Source organism: Cupriavidus sp. OTU4054 (assembly GCF_038440175.1).
Taxonomy (GTDB): Bacteria; Pseudomonadota; Gammaproteobacteria; order Burkholderiales; family Burkholderiaceae; genus Cupriavidus; species Cupriavidus pauculus_D.
In genome coordinates this window covers 1-14,892 of sequence record NZ_JASATF010000004.1, presented here as the reverse complement: position 1 = coordinate 14,892, position 14,892 = coordinate 1, and the positions used below count along the sequence as shown (strand labels likewise).

Annotated in this window: 16 protein-coding genes; 9 read left to right on the top strand and 7 right to left on the bottom strand. The window is 63.3% G+C overall.

Going from position 1 to position 14,892, the window contains the following annotated elements; genetic code table 11:
• Positions 1-40: 40 nt before the first annotated feature.
• A complete protein-coding gene (locus tag AAHB16_RS06560; protein ID WP_342050404.1) occupies positions 41-1,009 on the bottom strand; it encodes an alpha/beta fold hydrolase in 969 nt (322 codons plus the stop codon).
• A 297-nt stretch (positions 1,010-1,306) separates the two neighbouring features.
• On the opposite strand from AAHB16_RS06560, the gene AAHB16_RS06555 reads away from it, so the two are divergent.
• The 3 genes from AAHB16_RS06555 (at position 1,307) to AAHB16_RS06545 (ending at position 3,767) form a co-directional block, all read left to right on the top strand.
• A complete protein-coding gene (locus AAHB16_RS06555) occupies positions 1,307-1,972 on the top strand; it encodes a pirin family protein (protein ID WP_342050403.1) in 666 nt (221 codons plus the stop codon).
• Positions 1,973-2,064: 92 nt separating this feature from the next.
• A complete protein-coding gene (locus AAHB16_RS06550) occupies positions 2,065-2,913 on the top strand; it encodes a fumarylacetoacetate hydrolase family protein (protein ID WP_115952305.1) in 849 nt (282 codons plus the stop codon).
• Positions 2,914-2,927: 14 nt separating this feature from the next.
• A complete protein-coding gene (locus tag AAHB16_RS06545) occupies positions 2,928-3,767 on the top strand; it encodes a VOC family protein (RefSeq protein ID WP_342050402.1) in 840 nt (279 codons plus the stop codon).
• A 71-nt stretch (positions 3,768-3,838) separates the two neighbouring features.
• Here the strand turns inward: AAHB16_RS06545 and AAHB16_RS06540 are convergent, their stop codons facing one another.
• The 4 genes from AAHB16_RS06540 to AAHB16_RS06525 form a co-directional block, all read right to left on the bottom strand.
• Positions 3,839-4,573, bottom strand: a complete 735-nt coding sequence (locus AAHB16_RS06540; protein ID WP_342050401.1) for a pirin family protein — start codon at positions 4,571-4,573, stop codon at positions 3,839-3,841.
• 7 nt (positions 4,574-4,580) lie between these two features.
• Complete coding sequence (locus AAHB16_RS06535) at positions 4,581-5,654, bottom strand: alkene reductase (RefSeq protein ID WP_342050557.1); 1,074 nt, start codon at positions 5,652-5,654, stop codon at positions 4,581-4,583.
• Positions 5,655-5,764: 110 nt separating this feature from the next.
• Positions 5,765-6,268, bottom strand: coding sequence for a hypothetical protein (locus AAHB16_RS06530; RefSeq protein ID WP_109581067.1), 504 nt, complete (start codon positions 6,266-6,268; stop codon positions 5,765-5,767).
• 133 nt (positions 6,269-6,401) lie between these two features.
• Positions 6,402-7,334 carry a LysR family transcriptional regulator gene (locus tag AAHB16_RS06525; RefSeq protein ID WP_150371747.1) on the bottom strand — a complete coding sequence of 311 codons (933 nt, stop codon included), beginning with the start codon at positions 7,332-7,334 and terminating at the stop codon, positions 6,402-6,404.
• Positions 7,335-7,460: 126 nt separating this feature from the next.
• Between AAHB16_RS06525 and gtdA the strand changes: the two genes are divergently transcribed.
• The 4 genes from gtdA to AAHB16_RS06505 all read left to right on the top strand — a co-directional run bounded on the left by gtdA (position 7,461) and on the right by AAHB16_RS06505 (position 11,281).
• Positions 7,461-8,513, top strand: a complete 1,053-nt coding sequence (gtdA, locus tag AAHB16_RS06520) for a gentisate 1,2-dioxygenase (RefSeq protein ID WP_342050400.1) — start codon at positions 7,461-7,463, stop codon at positions 8,511-8,513.
• Between the two features lie 83 nt (positions 8,514-8,596).
• Positions 8,597-9,295: a fumarylacetoacetate hydrolase family protein gene (locus tag AAHB16_RS06515; protein ID WP_150371748.1), complete on the top strand. Its 699-nt coding sequence runs from the start codon at positions 8,597-8,599 to the stop codon at positions 9,293-9,295.
• Positions 9,296-9,311: 16 nt separating this feature from the next.
• Positions 9,312-9,953, top strand: a complete 642-nt coding sequence (gene maiA, locus AAHB16_RS06510) for a maleylacetoacetate isomerase (protein WP_150371749.1) — start codon at positions 9,312-9,314, stop codon at positions 9,951-9,953.
• 101 nt (positions 9,954-10,054) lie between these two features.
• Positions 10,055-11,281, top strand: coding sequence for an MFS transporter (locus AAHB16_RS06505; RefSeq protein ID WP_342050399.1), 1,227 nt, complete (start codon positions 10,055-10,057; stop codon positions 11,279-11,281).
• Between the two features lie 10 nt (positions 11,282-11,291).
• Here the strand turns inward: AAHB16_RS06505 and AAHB16_RS06500 are convergent, their stop codons facing one another.
• Positions 11,292-12,563, bottom strand: a complete 1,272-nt coding sequence (locus tag AAHB16_RS06500) for a flavin-dependent oxidoreductase (RefSeq protein WP_342050398.1) — start codon at positions 12,561-12,563, stop codon at positions 11,292-11,294.
• 267 nt (positions 12,564-12,830) lie between these two features.
• Between AAHB16_RS06500 and AAHB16_RS06495 the strand changes: the two genes are divergently transcribed.
• Positions 12,831-13,337, top strand: a complete 507-nt coding sequence (locus AAHB16_RS06495; RefSeq protein WP_109581074.1) for a MarR family winged helix-turn-helix transcriptional regulator — start codon at positions 12,831-12,833, stop codon at positions 13,335-13,337.
• A 10-nt stretch (positions 13,338-13,347) separates the two neighbouring features.
• Here the strand turns inward: AAHB16_RS06495 and AAHB16_RS06490 are convergent, their stop codons facing one another.
• On the bottom strand, positions 13,348-14,403 hold the full coding sequence (locus AAHB16_RS06490) for a porin (protein ID WP_342050397.1): 1,056 nt from the start codon (positions 14,401-14,403) through the stop codon (positions 13,348-13,350).
• 247 nt (positions 14,404-14,650) lie between these two features.
• On the opposite strand from AAHB16_RS06490, the gene AAHB16_RS06485 reads away from it, so the two are divergent.
• Positions 14,651-14,892 (top strand): tautomerase family protein (locus AAHB16_RS06485; protein ID WP_342050396.1); only part of this gene is annotated, 242 nt, incomplete at its 3' end.

Here is a 14,892-nt window from a genome sequence, read left to right as displayed (position 1 = left end):
GAGGCTCCCCATGAATACGGGAAAGCAGCGATGACTGCCGCTACTTCTGCTGGGTCGCGGATTCGACGCGTGCGCCCGATTGGGCGCGTCCAGGCTTCTGCATGAAGGCATCGGTGAGCGTCACCACGTCATCCAGCCTCGTGTCCATGACGAAGTGCCCGCCGTCCAGCACGTGCACTTCGGCTGCCGGATTGTCACGCCGGAATGCCTCGGCGCCAGGCACCGTAAACGCCAGGTCGTGCTTGCCCCAGACCACGAGGGTAGGGAGTTGCTGCTTTCGCAGCCATGCCTGCCAGCGGGGGTACGCCGCTATGTTGGATTGATAGTCGTAGATCAGGTCTGCCTGAATGCGGGCCTGGCCCTGCCGATTCAGATAGGCGTATTCGTCCATCCACAAATCCGGATCGTAGGCCGCGACATTGGGGTCGCTGCCAATATGGCGCGCGCGCGTGGCGGCCACCGACTGATGCACGCGGACGACTTCGCCTTCGTGCGATGCGCGGTCTGTCCAGAAGGCCTTGCGCTGTGACCACATTGCGCCAAGGCCCGCTTCGTACACGTTCCCATTCTGGAAGACGAGCGCTCGCACGGCCTGCGGACGTGCCTCGGCCATCCGCATGCCTACAGGCGCGCCGTAGTCTTGCATGAAGAGCACGTATCGCTGCAAGCCGAGGGTGTCGGTGAACGCCTGCATGACCTTCGAAAGATTGTCGAAGGTATAGGAAAACGTCGCCGGATCGGGCGCGTCGCTATTGCCAAAGCCTGGGTAGTCGGGGGCCACGAGGTGGTACTTGTCCCCGAGCCTGCGCATCAGTGCGTCGTACATGCGTGAAGAGCTGGGAACGCCATGGAGAAGCAGGATGGCGGGTTTCGCCCGATCCCCCGACTCCCGGTAGGCGATGTTGACGCCATCGATGGCTACCGTCTGGTAGCTGACAGTGGCCGCCTGTGCGGCGTCGGTGACGGCGATGGCAGCTGCAAGCGCGCATGCGGCGGCGATGCGATTCATGACTTCCCCTGAGCGTCGTTGAGTGATGCGACTCTAGGGGAATGAGTGGCCGGCCCGATATGTCGTGCAGCGAAATTATGTTTTACGCGTCGCGAATGCGGTCGCCGTCAAGAGCCGATTGTCCCATCGATGGATCAAAGGTCTCCACTTTCTGTCTTTATTTGTGATGTGAGGAGGAACATCATACGCGTCAGGTGAACGGAGGGGGGGCGCCGAATGTCGGTCATAGGTGAGCTTCAGCGGGTGAGAGAGGGTTCGCACTACCGCGCATTTTCGCTCTGCGGCCTCAAGTCGGCGATGGCGCCTTTCGTCAACGTCGACCACGTCTGGATATGCGGTCCCGCAGGGCCGGTTTGCCAGCATACGAACGCCCCCTATGTGTCCTATCTTTTCCCGGACTCCGAAACGGGGCTTCGTATCAGGGAGGTGTCGGGTGTCGAGCGCGTCGTGCGTCCTGGCGGAATCAGCTGGACCACGAGCGGACAGCATGCGCTCGCGGAGCAGGCGCCCCTCGAGCCAGGGAAGACCGTGCATGCCGTCCACGTCGGCGTGTCGCTGACCAGCGTTCGCGACCGTATGGCCACCGCGCCGTGTCAACTGGCGCCGGAGGATATTCCTGCAGACCTGCCGCCGGGTGGGATAGTCCGCGTACTGGCCGGGGCCTACGGTGCCACGCGATCGTCGCTCGAGCTCGCCGCGGAGATCACCATGCTCGATATCGCATTGAACGACATGGCCGAGGTATCCATACCCGTGCCTCCAGATCATTGCGCGATGCTGCTCCCGGTCTCGGGGACCATGATCGTCGATGGCCAGAGCTTCGACCCTGCCGAACTGCAGTTGCCAATATTGCCGGCGCGCGAAGAGCCTCACGCTGCGTGTGTCGGGGCCCGACATGGCGCAGCGCAGGTGATGTTGCTCATGGGCTGTCTGTCTCCGCGGATCCGACGCTTTGCCGGGTGACGCCGTAACACCGACGTGGTGCCATTATTTTGGCAGACGTCTGCCTAAATTGAAGAGAGAAGCGGTATTCACGACAACACTACGGAGATTCTATGAAGCTTGTCAGCTTTGTTCATGGCGGCCATCCTGGCTTTGGTGTAGTAATGGGCGACAAGGTTCTCGACCTTGCCCCTTACCGGGCGCAGGTGGGCGCCACCCTTCGCGAAGCGCTTTCGACGGGGGCCCTGGTCCGTATCGGTGAGCTTGCGTCGACTGTGCCGGCGACGATCCCGCTCGCGGACATCACGTATCTGCCGGTCGTCGTCGACCCGGGGAAGATCCTGTGTGTCGGGATCAACTATGCATCGCACGTTCGCGAGACCGGTCGCGAGATGCCCCAGTATCCGATGTTCTTTACGCGGTTCGCCGACTCCCAGGTTGCACACGAACAACCGATCGTGCGGCCCACGGCCTCGCACAAGCTCGACTTCGAAGGCGAGCTGGCGGTTGTCATCGGCAAGACCGCGCGTCATGTACCGGCCGCCGACGCACTTGACTATGTGGCCGGCTACGCCTGCTACAACGACGGGAGCGTACGCGACTGGCAGAAGCACACCATCCAGTTCATTCCAGGCAAGAACTTTCCCCTCACAGGGGGCTTCGGCCCGTGGCTCGTGACGACGGACGAGATCCCCGATCCGTCCCGGCTCACGCTGACCACGCGCCTCAATGGCGAGATCGTGCAAGAGGCCCGTACCGACGACCTGATCTTCAGCGTTGGCGATGTCATCGCCTATTGCTCGACGTTCACGGAACTCCGGCCCGGAGACGTGATCATTACCGGCACGACGGGCGGCGTCGGTGCGTTCCGCAATCCTCCGCTGTGGATGCGCCCAGGCGATATCGTGGAGGTGGAAATCTCGGGAATCGGCATCCTGCGGAACGGGATCCGCGACGAATAACGGGGGCGAGCACGATGACGACCTTGCAGAGTACCACTCCGCTCCAGCTGCATCATTTGCATCTGCATAGCGAGTCCCCCGGGCAACTGGCCGAGTTCTATCGGAACTTGTTCGAGTTGGATGCCGTCCCGGCGCCGGACGGCATCTACGGGCTGACGGGCGGCGAGCGCGCCATAGTGATTCATCCCGGGGCGAGCGGCGAGCTCGCGATGGCGGCGTATGCGGCGCGAACGCGCGAGGAACTATCCCTGTTGCGCGAGAGGCTTTCCGACGTCGCCCGGGATGGCGGCATCGGTTCCGAGGTGTTCTTCGAGCCCGGCGCCTTCTCGGTAACCGATCCGCAAGGCCGGCGTTTGCTGTTCGGCGTTCCGCGTACAAGGCGCCGACCGGATCGGATGGCCGCGCGGCTGCAGCATACCGTGTTCCAGACCACGGACCTCGCGACAATCGTGGACTTCTACGTGAATCGCGTGGGTTTTGCCATCTCCGACGAAGTCGTCGCCGACGATGGTTCCATCACGACCTGCTTCCTGCGATCCGACGACGAGCACCATACGCTCGCGTTCTTCCAGGGCTCGAACAACGTTTGGGATCATCACTGCTACGAAACCGGCTCCTGGAGCGATATCCGGGACTGGGGCGATCGCTTTGCCAAGGTCCGTCGCGGCATCTTCTTCGGCCCGGGCCGGCATGGTCCAGGCAATAACCTGTTCTTCATGATTACCGATCCCGATGGAAACCGCGTCGAGCTGTCGGCGGAACTCGAACATGTCCGCGCCGGGCAGTCGCCGGGGGTGTGGCCGCACGAGGAGCACACACTGAATTCGTGGGGGCGTGGCTGGATCCGGACGTAAGTGACAATGCGCGGGTCCGGCTGGCGCCGCCCCGCGCATGAGGCGTGGATCAGCATCGCGGAAGTTTGCTGCTAGCGCGATCGAGGCTGAAGCGACGGACCGGTGAAAAACATGACCTGTGCGCCGTAGGGAGCATGGAGCATGGCATGCCGTGCGGTTTCCTGCGCGAGATAGACCGGAACACGAAGATCGTTGGCATCGTACGATTCTTCCTCGAGCGTCACCATCCCCGAGATCGGAAGAAAAAATGCCCGCTCGCCGGCTGCGATCGGAATCGCCAGTGACCGGCCCGGACGCACGGTGATGTCCAGCAATGTGACATCGGTCGGCGGCACGAGAGGCGAGCGAGTTTTCCCAAAGCTGCCCACCGGGATACGAACGGTGGCATCGACGGTTTGCACCACAGGGATGTCTTCCGGTTCCAGCGTCAGCGTGAAGGCATCGATGTTTCGACGCTCGGGTGCGAGGTCGACGAAGATCTGCAGCGAGTGGACAATTTTTCCTGTCTCGACAGGCTGCCCCTCGTGGTCGATGCCGGAGCCCGCGGTCGTCCAGTGCAGCGCGCCCGGCCGGATCAGATGACGGGAACCGAGCGAGTCGTGGTTGTCCACGCTCGTTTCGGAGTCAAGGAACAGGTACGAAACGGCCGACATCCCCTCATGATGATGCATGGGAAACGTCGGACCGCTCATCCACGCATGATCGACGCCGAGAAACGGGTCGATCAGCGAGGCCGCCCCTCGTAATGCGTTGGCGCGGAAGTGATTGCCGTGCCGGAACGGCTTGAGGTGGGTCGTGATCAGCATGCCGGACTCACGCCGCCTTGGATTCCGCCAGCGTCGGATAGTCGGTGTAGCCCTGCGCCGTACCGCCATAGTAGCCTGCGCGCTGAGGTTCGTTCAGCGGCGCATCAGCCTTCACGCGTTCGAGGAAGTCGGGGTTCGCAAGGACCATCTGGCCATAGGCTTCGAGATCGGCCAGACCGTTGGAGATGTCCTTGCCAATATCGGCCCGCGCCCGACCGGGGCGATTGAGAATCAGCACACCTTGCCAGAGCTTGTGAATGTCCGCCAGCAGCTGCTCGTTGCCGAGGTGCATGACATGGATGTAGGCCAGGTCGAGCGAGTCCAGTTCCTTCACGAGATAACGATACAGATCCGGGCCTTCACTCCCTTCGTCGATGCCCCCCATCTTGTTTCCCGGGGAGAGGCGGATGGCGGTGCGGTTCGCGCCGATTTCCTCGGCGATGGCCCTCGTCACCTCGATGGCGAAGCGCGCGCGATTTTTGATCGAGCCACCGTATTCGTCGGTACGGGTGTTGGCGCTGGGCGCGAAGAACTGGTGAATCAGATACGAGTTGGCACCGTGAATTTCGACGCCATCCGCGCCGGCCTCGATCGCGCGGCGCGCCGCGGTCCGGAAATCCTGGATGGTCTGGCGGATATCGTCCTGCGTCATCGCGCGCGGCACGGGGATATCCAGCATGCCCTTGAGCGTGAACATCTGCGCGCCCGGCGCGATCGCCGAGGGGGCCACGGGCTGACGATGATGGGGCGTGTTGTCGGGATGGGACATGCGGCCCACGTGCATCAGCTGGATGAACAGGCGGCTGCCTTTCGCGTGCACCGCCTCGGCCGTTTTTTTCCAGCCGGCAACGTGCGCGTCGGTGTAGATGCCGGGCGTCGAGATATAGCCCTGACCATCGTCGGATGGTTGAGTGCCTTCGCTGATGATGAGGCCCACCCCAGCGCGTTGGCCGTAGTACAGCGGCGCCAGATCGCCCGGCGTGCCATCGGGCAGTGCGCGCGAACGTGTCATCGGTGCCATCACCACACGATTCTTCAGCGTGTAGCCGCCAACGTGGATCGGGTCGAACATGGTCTTCATAACGAACTCCTCGTAGATGGGATGATGATGAATAATGGTCTGCGCCCGATGCTGGATAAAGGGTATTTCCGGCAGCAGATTGTTCCATTCGCGCAGCAATGCGCGCATGGTCATCGGGATGACGATTCTTGGGACGCGATCATGAAGGGGAGGGCGGCGCCTGGATGCTCGACGCGCTCGCCGGGCGGAACCGCCACCGCGGTCATCCGGCACAGCAACCTGCTCAGGCTGACCTGCGCCATGACCTCCAGCACTTCTGCCTGGCTATAGCCCGCCTCGGACATATGCCGGACGCTTGCCGCAAACGCGGTGGGCTCTCGGTGCCGGATAAGCGCGGACACGAATTGCAGGCATACGGTGGCTTTTGCGTCGTAGCTATCGCCCTGCTGGTTGGCGGTCATTTCGGCCCCGTTGAGGCCGAGCGTGCGCCCGGACTCGCGCAACGTGTCGATGGTAAAGATAGATAGCCCTGTCTGAGCCAGATATAGCGCGATTCGCAGCGTTGTCCGTTTGCCCAGCGCGCCATCCTGCGCGAGACCCGACATGAGCGCAATGGTCTTGGCGCCTGCCTTCGTGTTACTGACGAAAAGTCTGCGACGCTCCTGGGAATCCATACGAGATACCGCCAAAGATCGTTCCACACGGAACCATTCTGGCAAATGACGCAGGACTCAGGAACGATTCATCGAGCAAGTCACCATTTCGCTGCACGCAATGCGTGATCGCTTCGGGCGCTGGCTCCGAAACTCACGCCATGACGTCAGGAATGGAACGATTTCCGGCATGGCGCAGGCACTCGAGCATGTTCGTGACGGCCGAGCGCCGCATGCCGTCTTCCCGCCAGTACATCGATACCGATCCGAAACCCGAGAGGCGAAGCGGCACGATGCGCAACGCGCCGAGCGCCTCCAGCCGGAGCGCGGTCCGATGCGAGGCCAGGCCGATCATGTCGCTATTGCTCAGCAGCGTGAGGTTGAGGATGGTGCTATTGCTCTCCACCGTATCGACAGGAAACGCGCATCCCACCTCCGCGAGCGCTGCCTCCATGGCGTGTCGGATCGGTGTGCCGCGCGGCCATACGACCCAGCGGTAGGCCAGCAAATCGGACCACGACAGATCGCTGCGCGCGGCCAGCGGATGGCGCGGCCGCGCGACGAAGTGCAGGGGTTCCATGTACAGCGATTCCGCGCGGATGTGCGCTTCCTGCAGTTCCGGCGCGGAGCGGCCGACCACGATGTCCAGTTCGCTACGCGCCAGTTGCTGCATCAGGCGATCCATGGTCGCCTCGATCACGCGTACCTGCGCGCGGGGCATTCGCTGCAGCAGGCTCAGCACGGCGAGCGGCACGGTATCCGCCGCGGATGCCCCCGAGGTGCCGACGACGACGAGGCCGCTGCCGCCTTCGCTCAGCGTTTGTAGGTCGTCGCGCGCGCTGTCGAGCTGGCCCTGGATGCGCCGCGCATGCTCGATGAGGGCGATGCCGGCGGGGGTCGGCTGCAGGCCGCGGGCCAGCCGTTCGAACAGCGGTGTTCCGATGTCGTCTTCCAGCTCTCTGAGCCATTTGGAAAGACCTGGCTGAGTCGTATTGAGCAGCGCGGCGGACTGGCTCATGTTCCCTGTCTCGGACAGCGCCAGCAGCATATGCAGATGCCTGAGGCGCAAGCGGTGCGTCCAGTCCATGATGCTCACCTATATGTTTTTTAGTATCGAACCAAGCGAAAATTCATTTCAAATAGTATAGAGCGGCGCGTATAAAAGCGAGGTAGAGCGGCGCGACCGAAGCGCCGCGGAACATTCGGAGGCGACATGTCAGAACATCGAGAGGAAACGCGCGCCACGCGGGCGGATTACTACGCGCGTATCGGGCTAAGCAACATGGCTCCGCTCTGGGAGTCGCTGCACGCGCTGGTGCCGCGCGAACCGCATCCGCAAGTCATTCCGGCCATCTGGAAGTACGAAGCGGTGCGGCCGCTGGTCATGCAGGCGGGTGGCCTGATCAGCGCGGAGGAGGCCGTGCGCCGCGTGCTGGTGCTCGAAAATCCGGGCATCCCCGGCAAGTCGAGCATCACGTCCACGCTGTACGCGGGATTGCAGTTGATTCTTCCCGGCGAGGTGGCGCCGAGTCACCGCCATACACAATCCGCATTGCGCTTCATCGTCGAAGGCAAGGGCGCCTGGACCGCCGTCAATGGCGAACGGACCACCATGCATCCCGGCGATTTCATCATTACGCCTTCCTGGACGTGGCACGACCATGGCAATCCCTCGCTCGACGACGGGGGCGAGCCAGTGGTCTGGCTGGACGGCCTCGACATTCCGCTCGTGCAGCAATTCGACGCCGGGTTCGCCGAAACCTATCCGGAAGCCCAGCAGCCGGTGCTGCGTCCCGAAGGGGATAGCCTCGCGCGCTTCGGCCACAACATGGTGCCAGTGCGTCACCGGGTCACGGATCCGACCTCGCCGCTGTTCAGCTACCCGTATGCGCGGTCGCGCGAGGCACTGGACCGGTTGCTCCGCCACGGCGAACTCGATGCGTGGGATGGCGTGAAGCTGCGCTACGTCAATCCCGCCACCGGCGGCTGGCCGATGCCGACGATTGCGACCTTTATGCAGCTGCTGCCCTCCGGCTTTCAGGGCAAGACGTATCGCAGTACCGACGCCACCGTGTACAGCGTGGTGGAAGGGCGCGGTACGGTGCGTATCGGCGAAGCGCAGTTCCAGTTCGAGCCGCGCGACACGTTTGTCGTGCCATCGTGGGCACCGGTACAACTCGCCGCGCGCGACGACGCCGTGCTGTTCAGCTTCTCCGATCGTCCGGTGCTGTCCGCACTGAATCTGCTGCGCGAAGCGCGCACCTGATCGCACCCAAGTTCGCCTGCAGCGGCGCGCGCCTGACGGACGCGCCGGGGCGGCACTCACCCTTCTTATCCGGAAACCTGACCATGAAGTTCGTTTTCACGCCTCCCGCCACCGTATCCGTGCCCGTCGCCGGTACCGATGAAGCCTTCGCCATTCGCCGCGTCTACTGTGTGGGCCGCAATTACGCCGCCCATGCGCGCGAGATGGGTTTCGATCCGGACCGCGAACCGCCGTTCTTCTTCTGCAAGCCGGCGGACGCGGTACTGCCCGTGCTGGACGGCCAGACACTCGAATTGCCGTACCCGTCGCAGACCGGGAATTACCACTATGAGGCCGAACTGGTTGCCGTGATCGGCAAGTCCGGCTCGGACATTGCCGTCGAAGACGCGCTTGACCATGTCTATGGTTATGCCGTGGGCCTCGATATGACGCGGCGGGACCTGCAGATGAAGATGCGCGAAATGGGCCGCCCCTGGGAAATCGGCAAGGCGTTCGACGCGTCGGCGCCGATCGGTCCGATCCATCGCGCCGCCGATGTCGGACATCCGCAGAAGGCCGCGCTTACGCTGACGGTGAATGGAGAAACCCGCCAGTCGAGCAACGTGACGCATCTGATCTGGTCGGTACCCGAGACGGTGGCCTACCTGTCGCAGTTCTTCCGCCTCGAGCCGGGCGACGTCATCTACACGGGGACGCCCGAAGGCGTCGGTGCCGTGGTGAAAGGCGACCTCATGGTGACCGCCGTGGAGGGACTTGGCGAACTGAACGTTCGGGTCATCTGAGGCACGGAGGCCTATTGTGCAGCTCTACAGCTTCTTCAACAGTTCCACGTCGTACCGGGTGCGCATCGTGCTCGGCCTGAAGGGTCTGCCGTACGACTACCTGCCGGTCAATATCCGTGCCCTGCAGCATCAGGAGTCGGAGTACGTCGATGCCGTCAATCCGTCGGCATGCGTGCCGGCGATCGCGGATGGCGATTTTCGGCTCGGCCAGTCGATGGCGATCATCGACTGGCTCGATGCGCGCTATCCCGTACCGCGGATGATTCCCGAAGAGCTCCATCAGCGTAGCCGCGTGCTGGAGCTGGCCAATCTCATCGGCAGCGATATCCACCCGGTCAACAACCTGCGCGTGCTGCGTTACCTCGAGACTGTGCTCAAGGTTTCGCCCGAGCAGAAGAGCGCCTGGTACCGGCACTGGATCGACGAGGGCATGCGGGGCGTGGAACGGTTGCTGGAGCGGCATGGCCACGGTGTTTACTGTTTTGGCGACGCGCCCACGCTTGCCGATGTGTGCCTGGTACCGCAGATGGCAAACGCCATGCGCATGGGGTGCGACCTGAGCGTGTATCCGCATGCGCTCGGGGTCTACGAACACGCCTCGCTGCACCCGGCGTTCGCCGCGGCCGTGCCGTCCCAGCAACCGGACTACATCGCCTGAACCGCACGCTGCGGGCAAGACACTGTTTCGCTGCACGCTATACCGGGAATGCCTTCGACTCCCTAGAGTTGTAGCTCAATGCAACGCCAGGGAGCGGCATCTTGGATTCACATGCATCGCCGCACGTATCCGCGGCATCGCGCGAGCGCCTGTTGCGGGTGCTTGCCGCCACCACGTTCATCATTTTCTTTCAGGGTTACATGGTGGCCCCGATCATTCCCGCGCTGTCCACGCTGTTTCATACCAGCGAGCAGCACGCCGGATTGATCGTGCCCGCCTATCTCATCCCCTACGGCGTCGCGACACTCGTGTACGGTCTGCTGGCCGACCGGCTCGGCATTCACCGCATCATGCTGGGGTCGCTGGCCGCCTTCGTCATTCTCACCGCGCTTACCGCCACCGCGACGTCCATCGATCAGTTGGCATGGTGGCGCGTGGCGACAGGACTGGGCGCAAGCGGAGTCGTGCCGCTTGGTCTGGCGCTGGTGGGCCGCCTGTTTCCCTACGAGCAACGCGGCCGTCCGCTGGGCTGGATGTTCGGCGCCATGGCGGGTGGCATGGCGTTCGGTTCGCCGCTCGGCGCACTGCTGGTGCCGTCGATCGGCTGGCGCGGGCTGTTCCTGGTGGTCGCGCTCGGTGGCGCGGCCATGTTCCTGACGCTGCTTCCCTTTCGCCGCATCATCGCGGCGGCCGCGATGCCCGTTGCCGGCACGCTGACCGACGTGATGCGCGGCTTCAAGGCCCTGTTTGCCACACCGCGCGGGCGAACGACCTATGGCTACGTGCTCGTCAACTCGATCTTCCATTCCGGCGTCTTCACCTGGCTGGGTGTTTATTTCACGCACCGATATGGCATGAGCGCGGGGCAGGTGGGCCTTGCGCTGCTCGGCTATGGCGTGCCGGGGTTCCTGCTCGGCCCCTATATCGGCCGCATGGCGGATCGATGGGGCCGTGCGAGGCTGGTACCGGTGGGACTGGCGATCAGCGGGCTCGCGGCGATCGTGCTGCTGACGGGTTTTCCTGCCGGCTTTGCGCCGCTGGTCGCCATGGGCCTGTCGCTTGGCTATGACATGACGCAGCCCCTGTTCGGCGGCATCGTGACATCGCTGGGCGGCCAACGGCCGGGGCAGGCCATGGGACTCAACGTATTCATGTTATTCGTCGGCTTCGGGCTCGGCAGCCTGATATTCGGCGCGCTGCTGCAGTACGGGTTCGGGCCCGCACTGATGGCCTTCGCCGCCATCGAGCTCGCCGCCGCCGCGCTTTCCGTCAAGCTCTTCCGCACGGAGCTGCCGTCCGCGGCGGCGGCGCCGAACCCGGGGCGATAACGCCCAGTGCCTACGCGCCGTTTGCGTTCCCCGTTGCGGCCTTCAGGCCTTCGACCGTATAGCCGGCGACTTGCTTGTAGTTCGCGGTAATGCCGCGGAGCTCGGCCTCGTCGATGATGCCCTCGAGCGTGGTAAACGGCTTGCCCTGGGTACGCTCGTGCACGACATTGAGAATCTTGTCGGGCGGCGCCTTGCGGTTGGTCAGCACGACATCGGTGGTGGCCTTGACGCGCTCCTTGTCGTAGGCAAGCAGGGCTTCCGGGCCCACCCCGTATTGCACGAACTTGTTGCGCAGCACATCGGCGTCGAGAATCGACTGACCGGCGCCGTTCGAGCCGCGCGGCACCATGGGGTGCGCGGCGTCGCCAAGCAGCGTGAGGCGGCCGAACGTCCAGGTCGGCAGCGGGTCCTGATCGACCATCGGGAACTGGAGGATGCCAGTCGTCGCTTCCATCATGGCGGTCACGTCGAGCCAGTCGAAGTGCCAGTCCTTGAAGGCGTGGATAAAGTCTTCGAGGCGGCCCGCCTTGTTCCAGTCACGCTGGGCCGGTTGTGGCGACTCGATTTCCGCGACCCAGTTCACCAGCTGGCGTCCCTGTGCATCCACGTTGTCGCGGATCGGGTAGATCACCATCTTGCCGACGCCGGGCATCAGCGCGCCGGCGCGTACCATCGTTGCACCCGAGAGAAACGCATCCCAGTGCACGGCCCCTCGCCACATGTTGATACCGGAGTACTTCGGTGCGCCTTCATTCGGGTAGAACTGCTTGCGCAATGCAGAGTGCAGGCCTTCGCACGACACCGCGACCGTTGCCTTCACCACATGCGTCTGTTCGGCTGCGTCAACGAACGTGACGGTGGCTTCGGTGTCGTCGGAAGCCGCGCTGACGCAGCGACGATCGAGGACGACGGCATCCTTGCCGAGACGCTCCTGCACGGCCGCAAGCAGTGCCATCTGCAGATCGCCGCGATGGATCGAGAATTGCGGCGTGGCATAGCCGGCCGCGACGCCGGCGGGCTCGCGGAAAATCAGTTGCCCGTGCACGTTGAAGAACGCGGCTTCCTTCGTGGCGATGCCGATCTTGCCCAATGTCTCGTTCATGCCAAGCTGGCCCAGCACGCGCGTCGCGTGCGGCAGGATATTGATGCCCACCCCCAGCGGGCGGAGTTCCGGGGCAGCTTCATAGACACGGCAGTCGATGCCGGCGTCATGTAGCGCCAGGGCCAGCGTCAGGCCGCCGATCCCGCCACCGATGATCATTACTTCGCATTCCTTGGACATCTTTGCTCCTCGCACGACGTTATGGATTCAAGCCTTTAAATTAAGCAGACGTCTGTCTAAATAGGGTTGATATGACAGACGTCTGCCGAATACTAGGGCGCGTATTCCATGCTGTCAACCGTCATCGCGCACCGTAGCGTAACGTCTGTCGCCACGTATCGGGGTGGGGCGGCTCTACGCTAGAATCGCCCCGTCATCCCTCGCGTCACGCCTGGTTTTCCCCGTTTTCGTTACGCAGCTCGTACAGACCCAATCGATAAGTGGAAGATGAATAGACCGATCGAGTCACCAACATTGGCCGCGGATCCCCGCCTGGAGACGCTGTACCGGCGACCCGGCTTTCTGATTCGCCGCGCGCATCAGATCGCGATGGACATGTTCATCGAGGCCTGCGCGCCCGTCGATATGACGCCCAGCCAGTACGGCGTGCTTTACATCCTGCAGCACATCGGGCCGCTGAGCCAGATCGGCGTGGCGCGCCTGATCGGTCTGGACCGGTCCACGGCGGCGCTCGTCGTCAAGCTGCTGACCGAACGCGGGCACGTCATGAAGGCGCCGAGCGCGCTCGATGCGCGCAAGGTGGAGATCGCGATCACGCCAGCGGGCTCGCAGGTGCTCAAGCAGGCGGCAAAGCTGGCCAATCGCGAAATGAAGCAACTGCTGGCGCCGTTCTCGGAGAGCGAAGGGCAGATGTTCCTGTCGCTGCTGGAGAAGTTCGTCGCCCACCATAACGACACCACGCGCGTCAGCATCGTGGGCCGGTCGGACGCCTGAGCCGGCTGGGTCAGAAGCGGTGCACGATGCCGACCTGGAGGCCTCGCACGGTGGCGCCGGGATAGGCGACCGGTACCCCCGCCGTGGTGGCGCCGTTCATCGCGAACGTGGCCTGCCGCTTGTTGCCGATCCATGCCGCCGCGGCGTAGAGGTTGGTCCGTTTGGAGAATGCATAGTCGTACATCGCGCCGGCCTGTTGCGCATTGTTCCCTTGTCCCGATTTGTCATGCGCGTACGCGAAGCCCAGCGCGACGTATGCAGCGTTGCCGAGGGGGTACTTGACCGATGCCAGGAACACGTCGCGATTGAGCGGCGTGTGGGTCTGCCAGTTGCCGTTGTAACCGAGGTAGACCGACGCGACGCCAAAGTCGTACGACCCGCCGACGAATAGCGCCTTGAGCGTGGTGCCCGCGCTCGCACCCGGATAGGTGATGCCGATCGGGTTCTCCACCTTCTGGTAACCCGCCACGGCGCGCACCGGTCCGCTCGCGTACTCGAGTGTGGCGTGATAACTGCCAATGCCGTCGTTAGTCGCGTCGTTGCCGTCGCGCAGGCTGATCATCAGTTGCGACCGCAGCCCGCCAAACTCGGGACTCTGATAGGAGATGGCGTTACTCACGCGGGGCACGATCGTCAGAAAGCTGTCCATGCCCGACGCGATGGACGCGCCGTTGAAGGCGTCCAGCGCACCGGACACCGGGATGTACACCGGCGAATTCTGTCGCCCGAACCTCATCCCTCCCAGATTGGGCGTGGTCAGGCCGATCCATGCCTGCCGCGAGAAGGCCAGCCCCGATACCGTGCCGGCACCGGTGTTGGTCAGGACCCCCTGTTCCAGCATGAAGCTCACGGTGTACCCGGAGCCGAGCTCCTCGGTACCCCGCATGCCCCAGCGCGAACCCAGGTATTGCCCGGGATTCATTCGCACGACGGTATGGCCGCCGTTGTCGACGAACTGCACACTGTTGTCGATCAGGCCGAACAGCGTCAGGCCCTGCTGGGCCTGTGCGCTCGTTGCGGTTGCCAACAGCAGGCATGCCATGCCTGCCAGGCGTTTTGTCTCCATGCTCCACTCCTGCAACTAGGGTCGGATTGTGTTTTTCTTTTGTCCACAAATTTTATGTTTGTGCACAAAAAATCCGACATCGGGGTAGACCCTAGAACCAGCAAGAAACTTTGCAGGGAGTTTGTGTGCGGGCGAATGCCTCTATATCCCGTATCCATTCGCACGTTTGCCTATGTTTACGGGAAACCCCTAACATTGCACAAGAATATTTTTTGTGCATAATTTGTCAAGCGCTAAGGAGACAAACATGCCAATCGTGGCGGTTCAGCATCTTGCAGGAGCATTCACTCGCGAGCAGCAGGTCGAGATCATGTGCGACATCGTCGACGCGATCGTGCGGCAGGGCGGCGAGGGGATTCGGGCAGCGACCATCGTGACGGTCACCGAGGTCGCGGACGGCCTGTGGTCGAACGGCGGCCAATGTCTGACGCTTTCCGAGATCGAGCGCCGGGGCGCCGCGCGCGCCCCCCCCCGCGGGGGGGGGGTCGC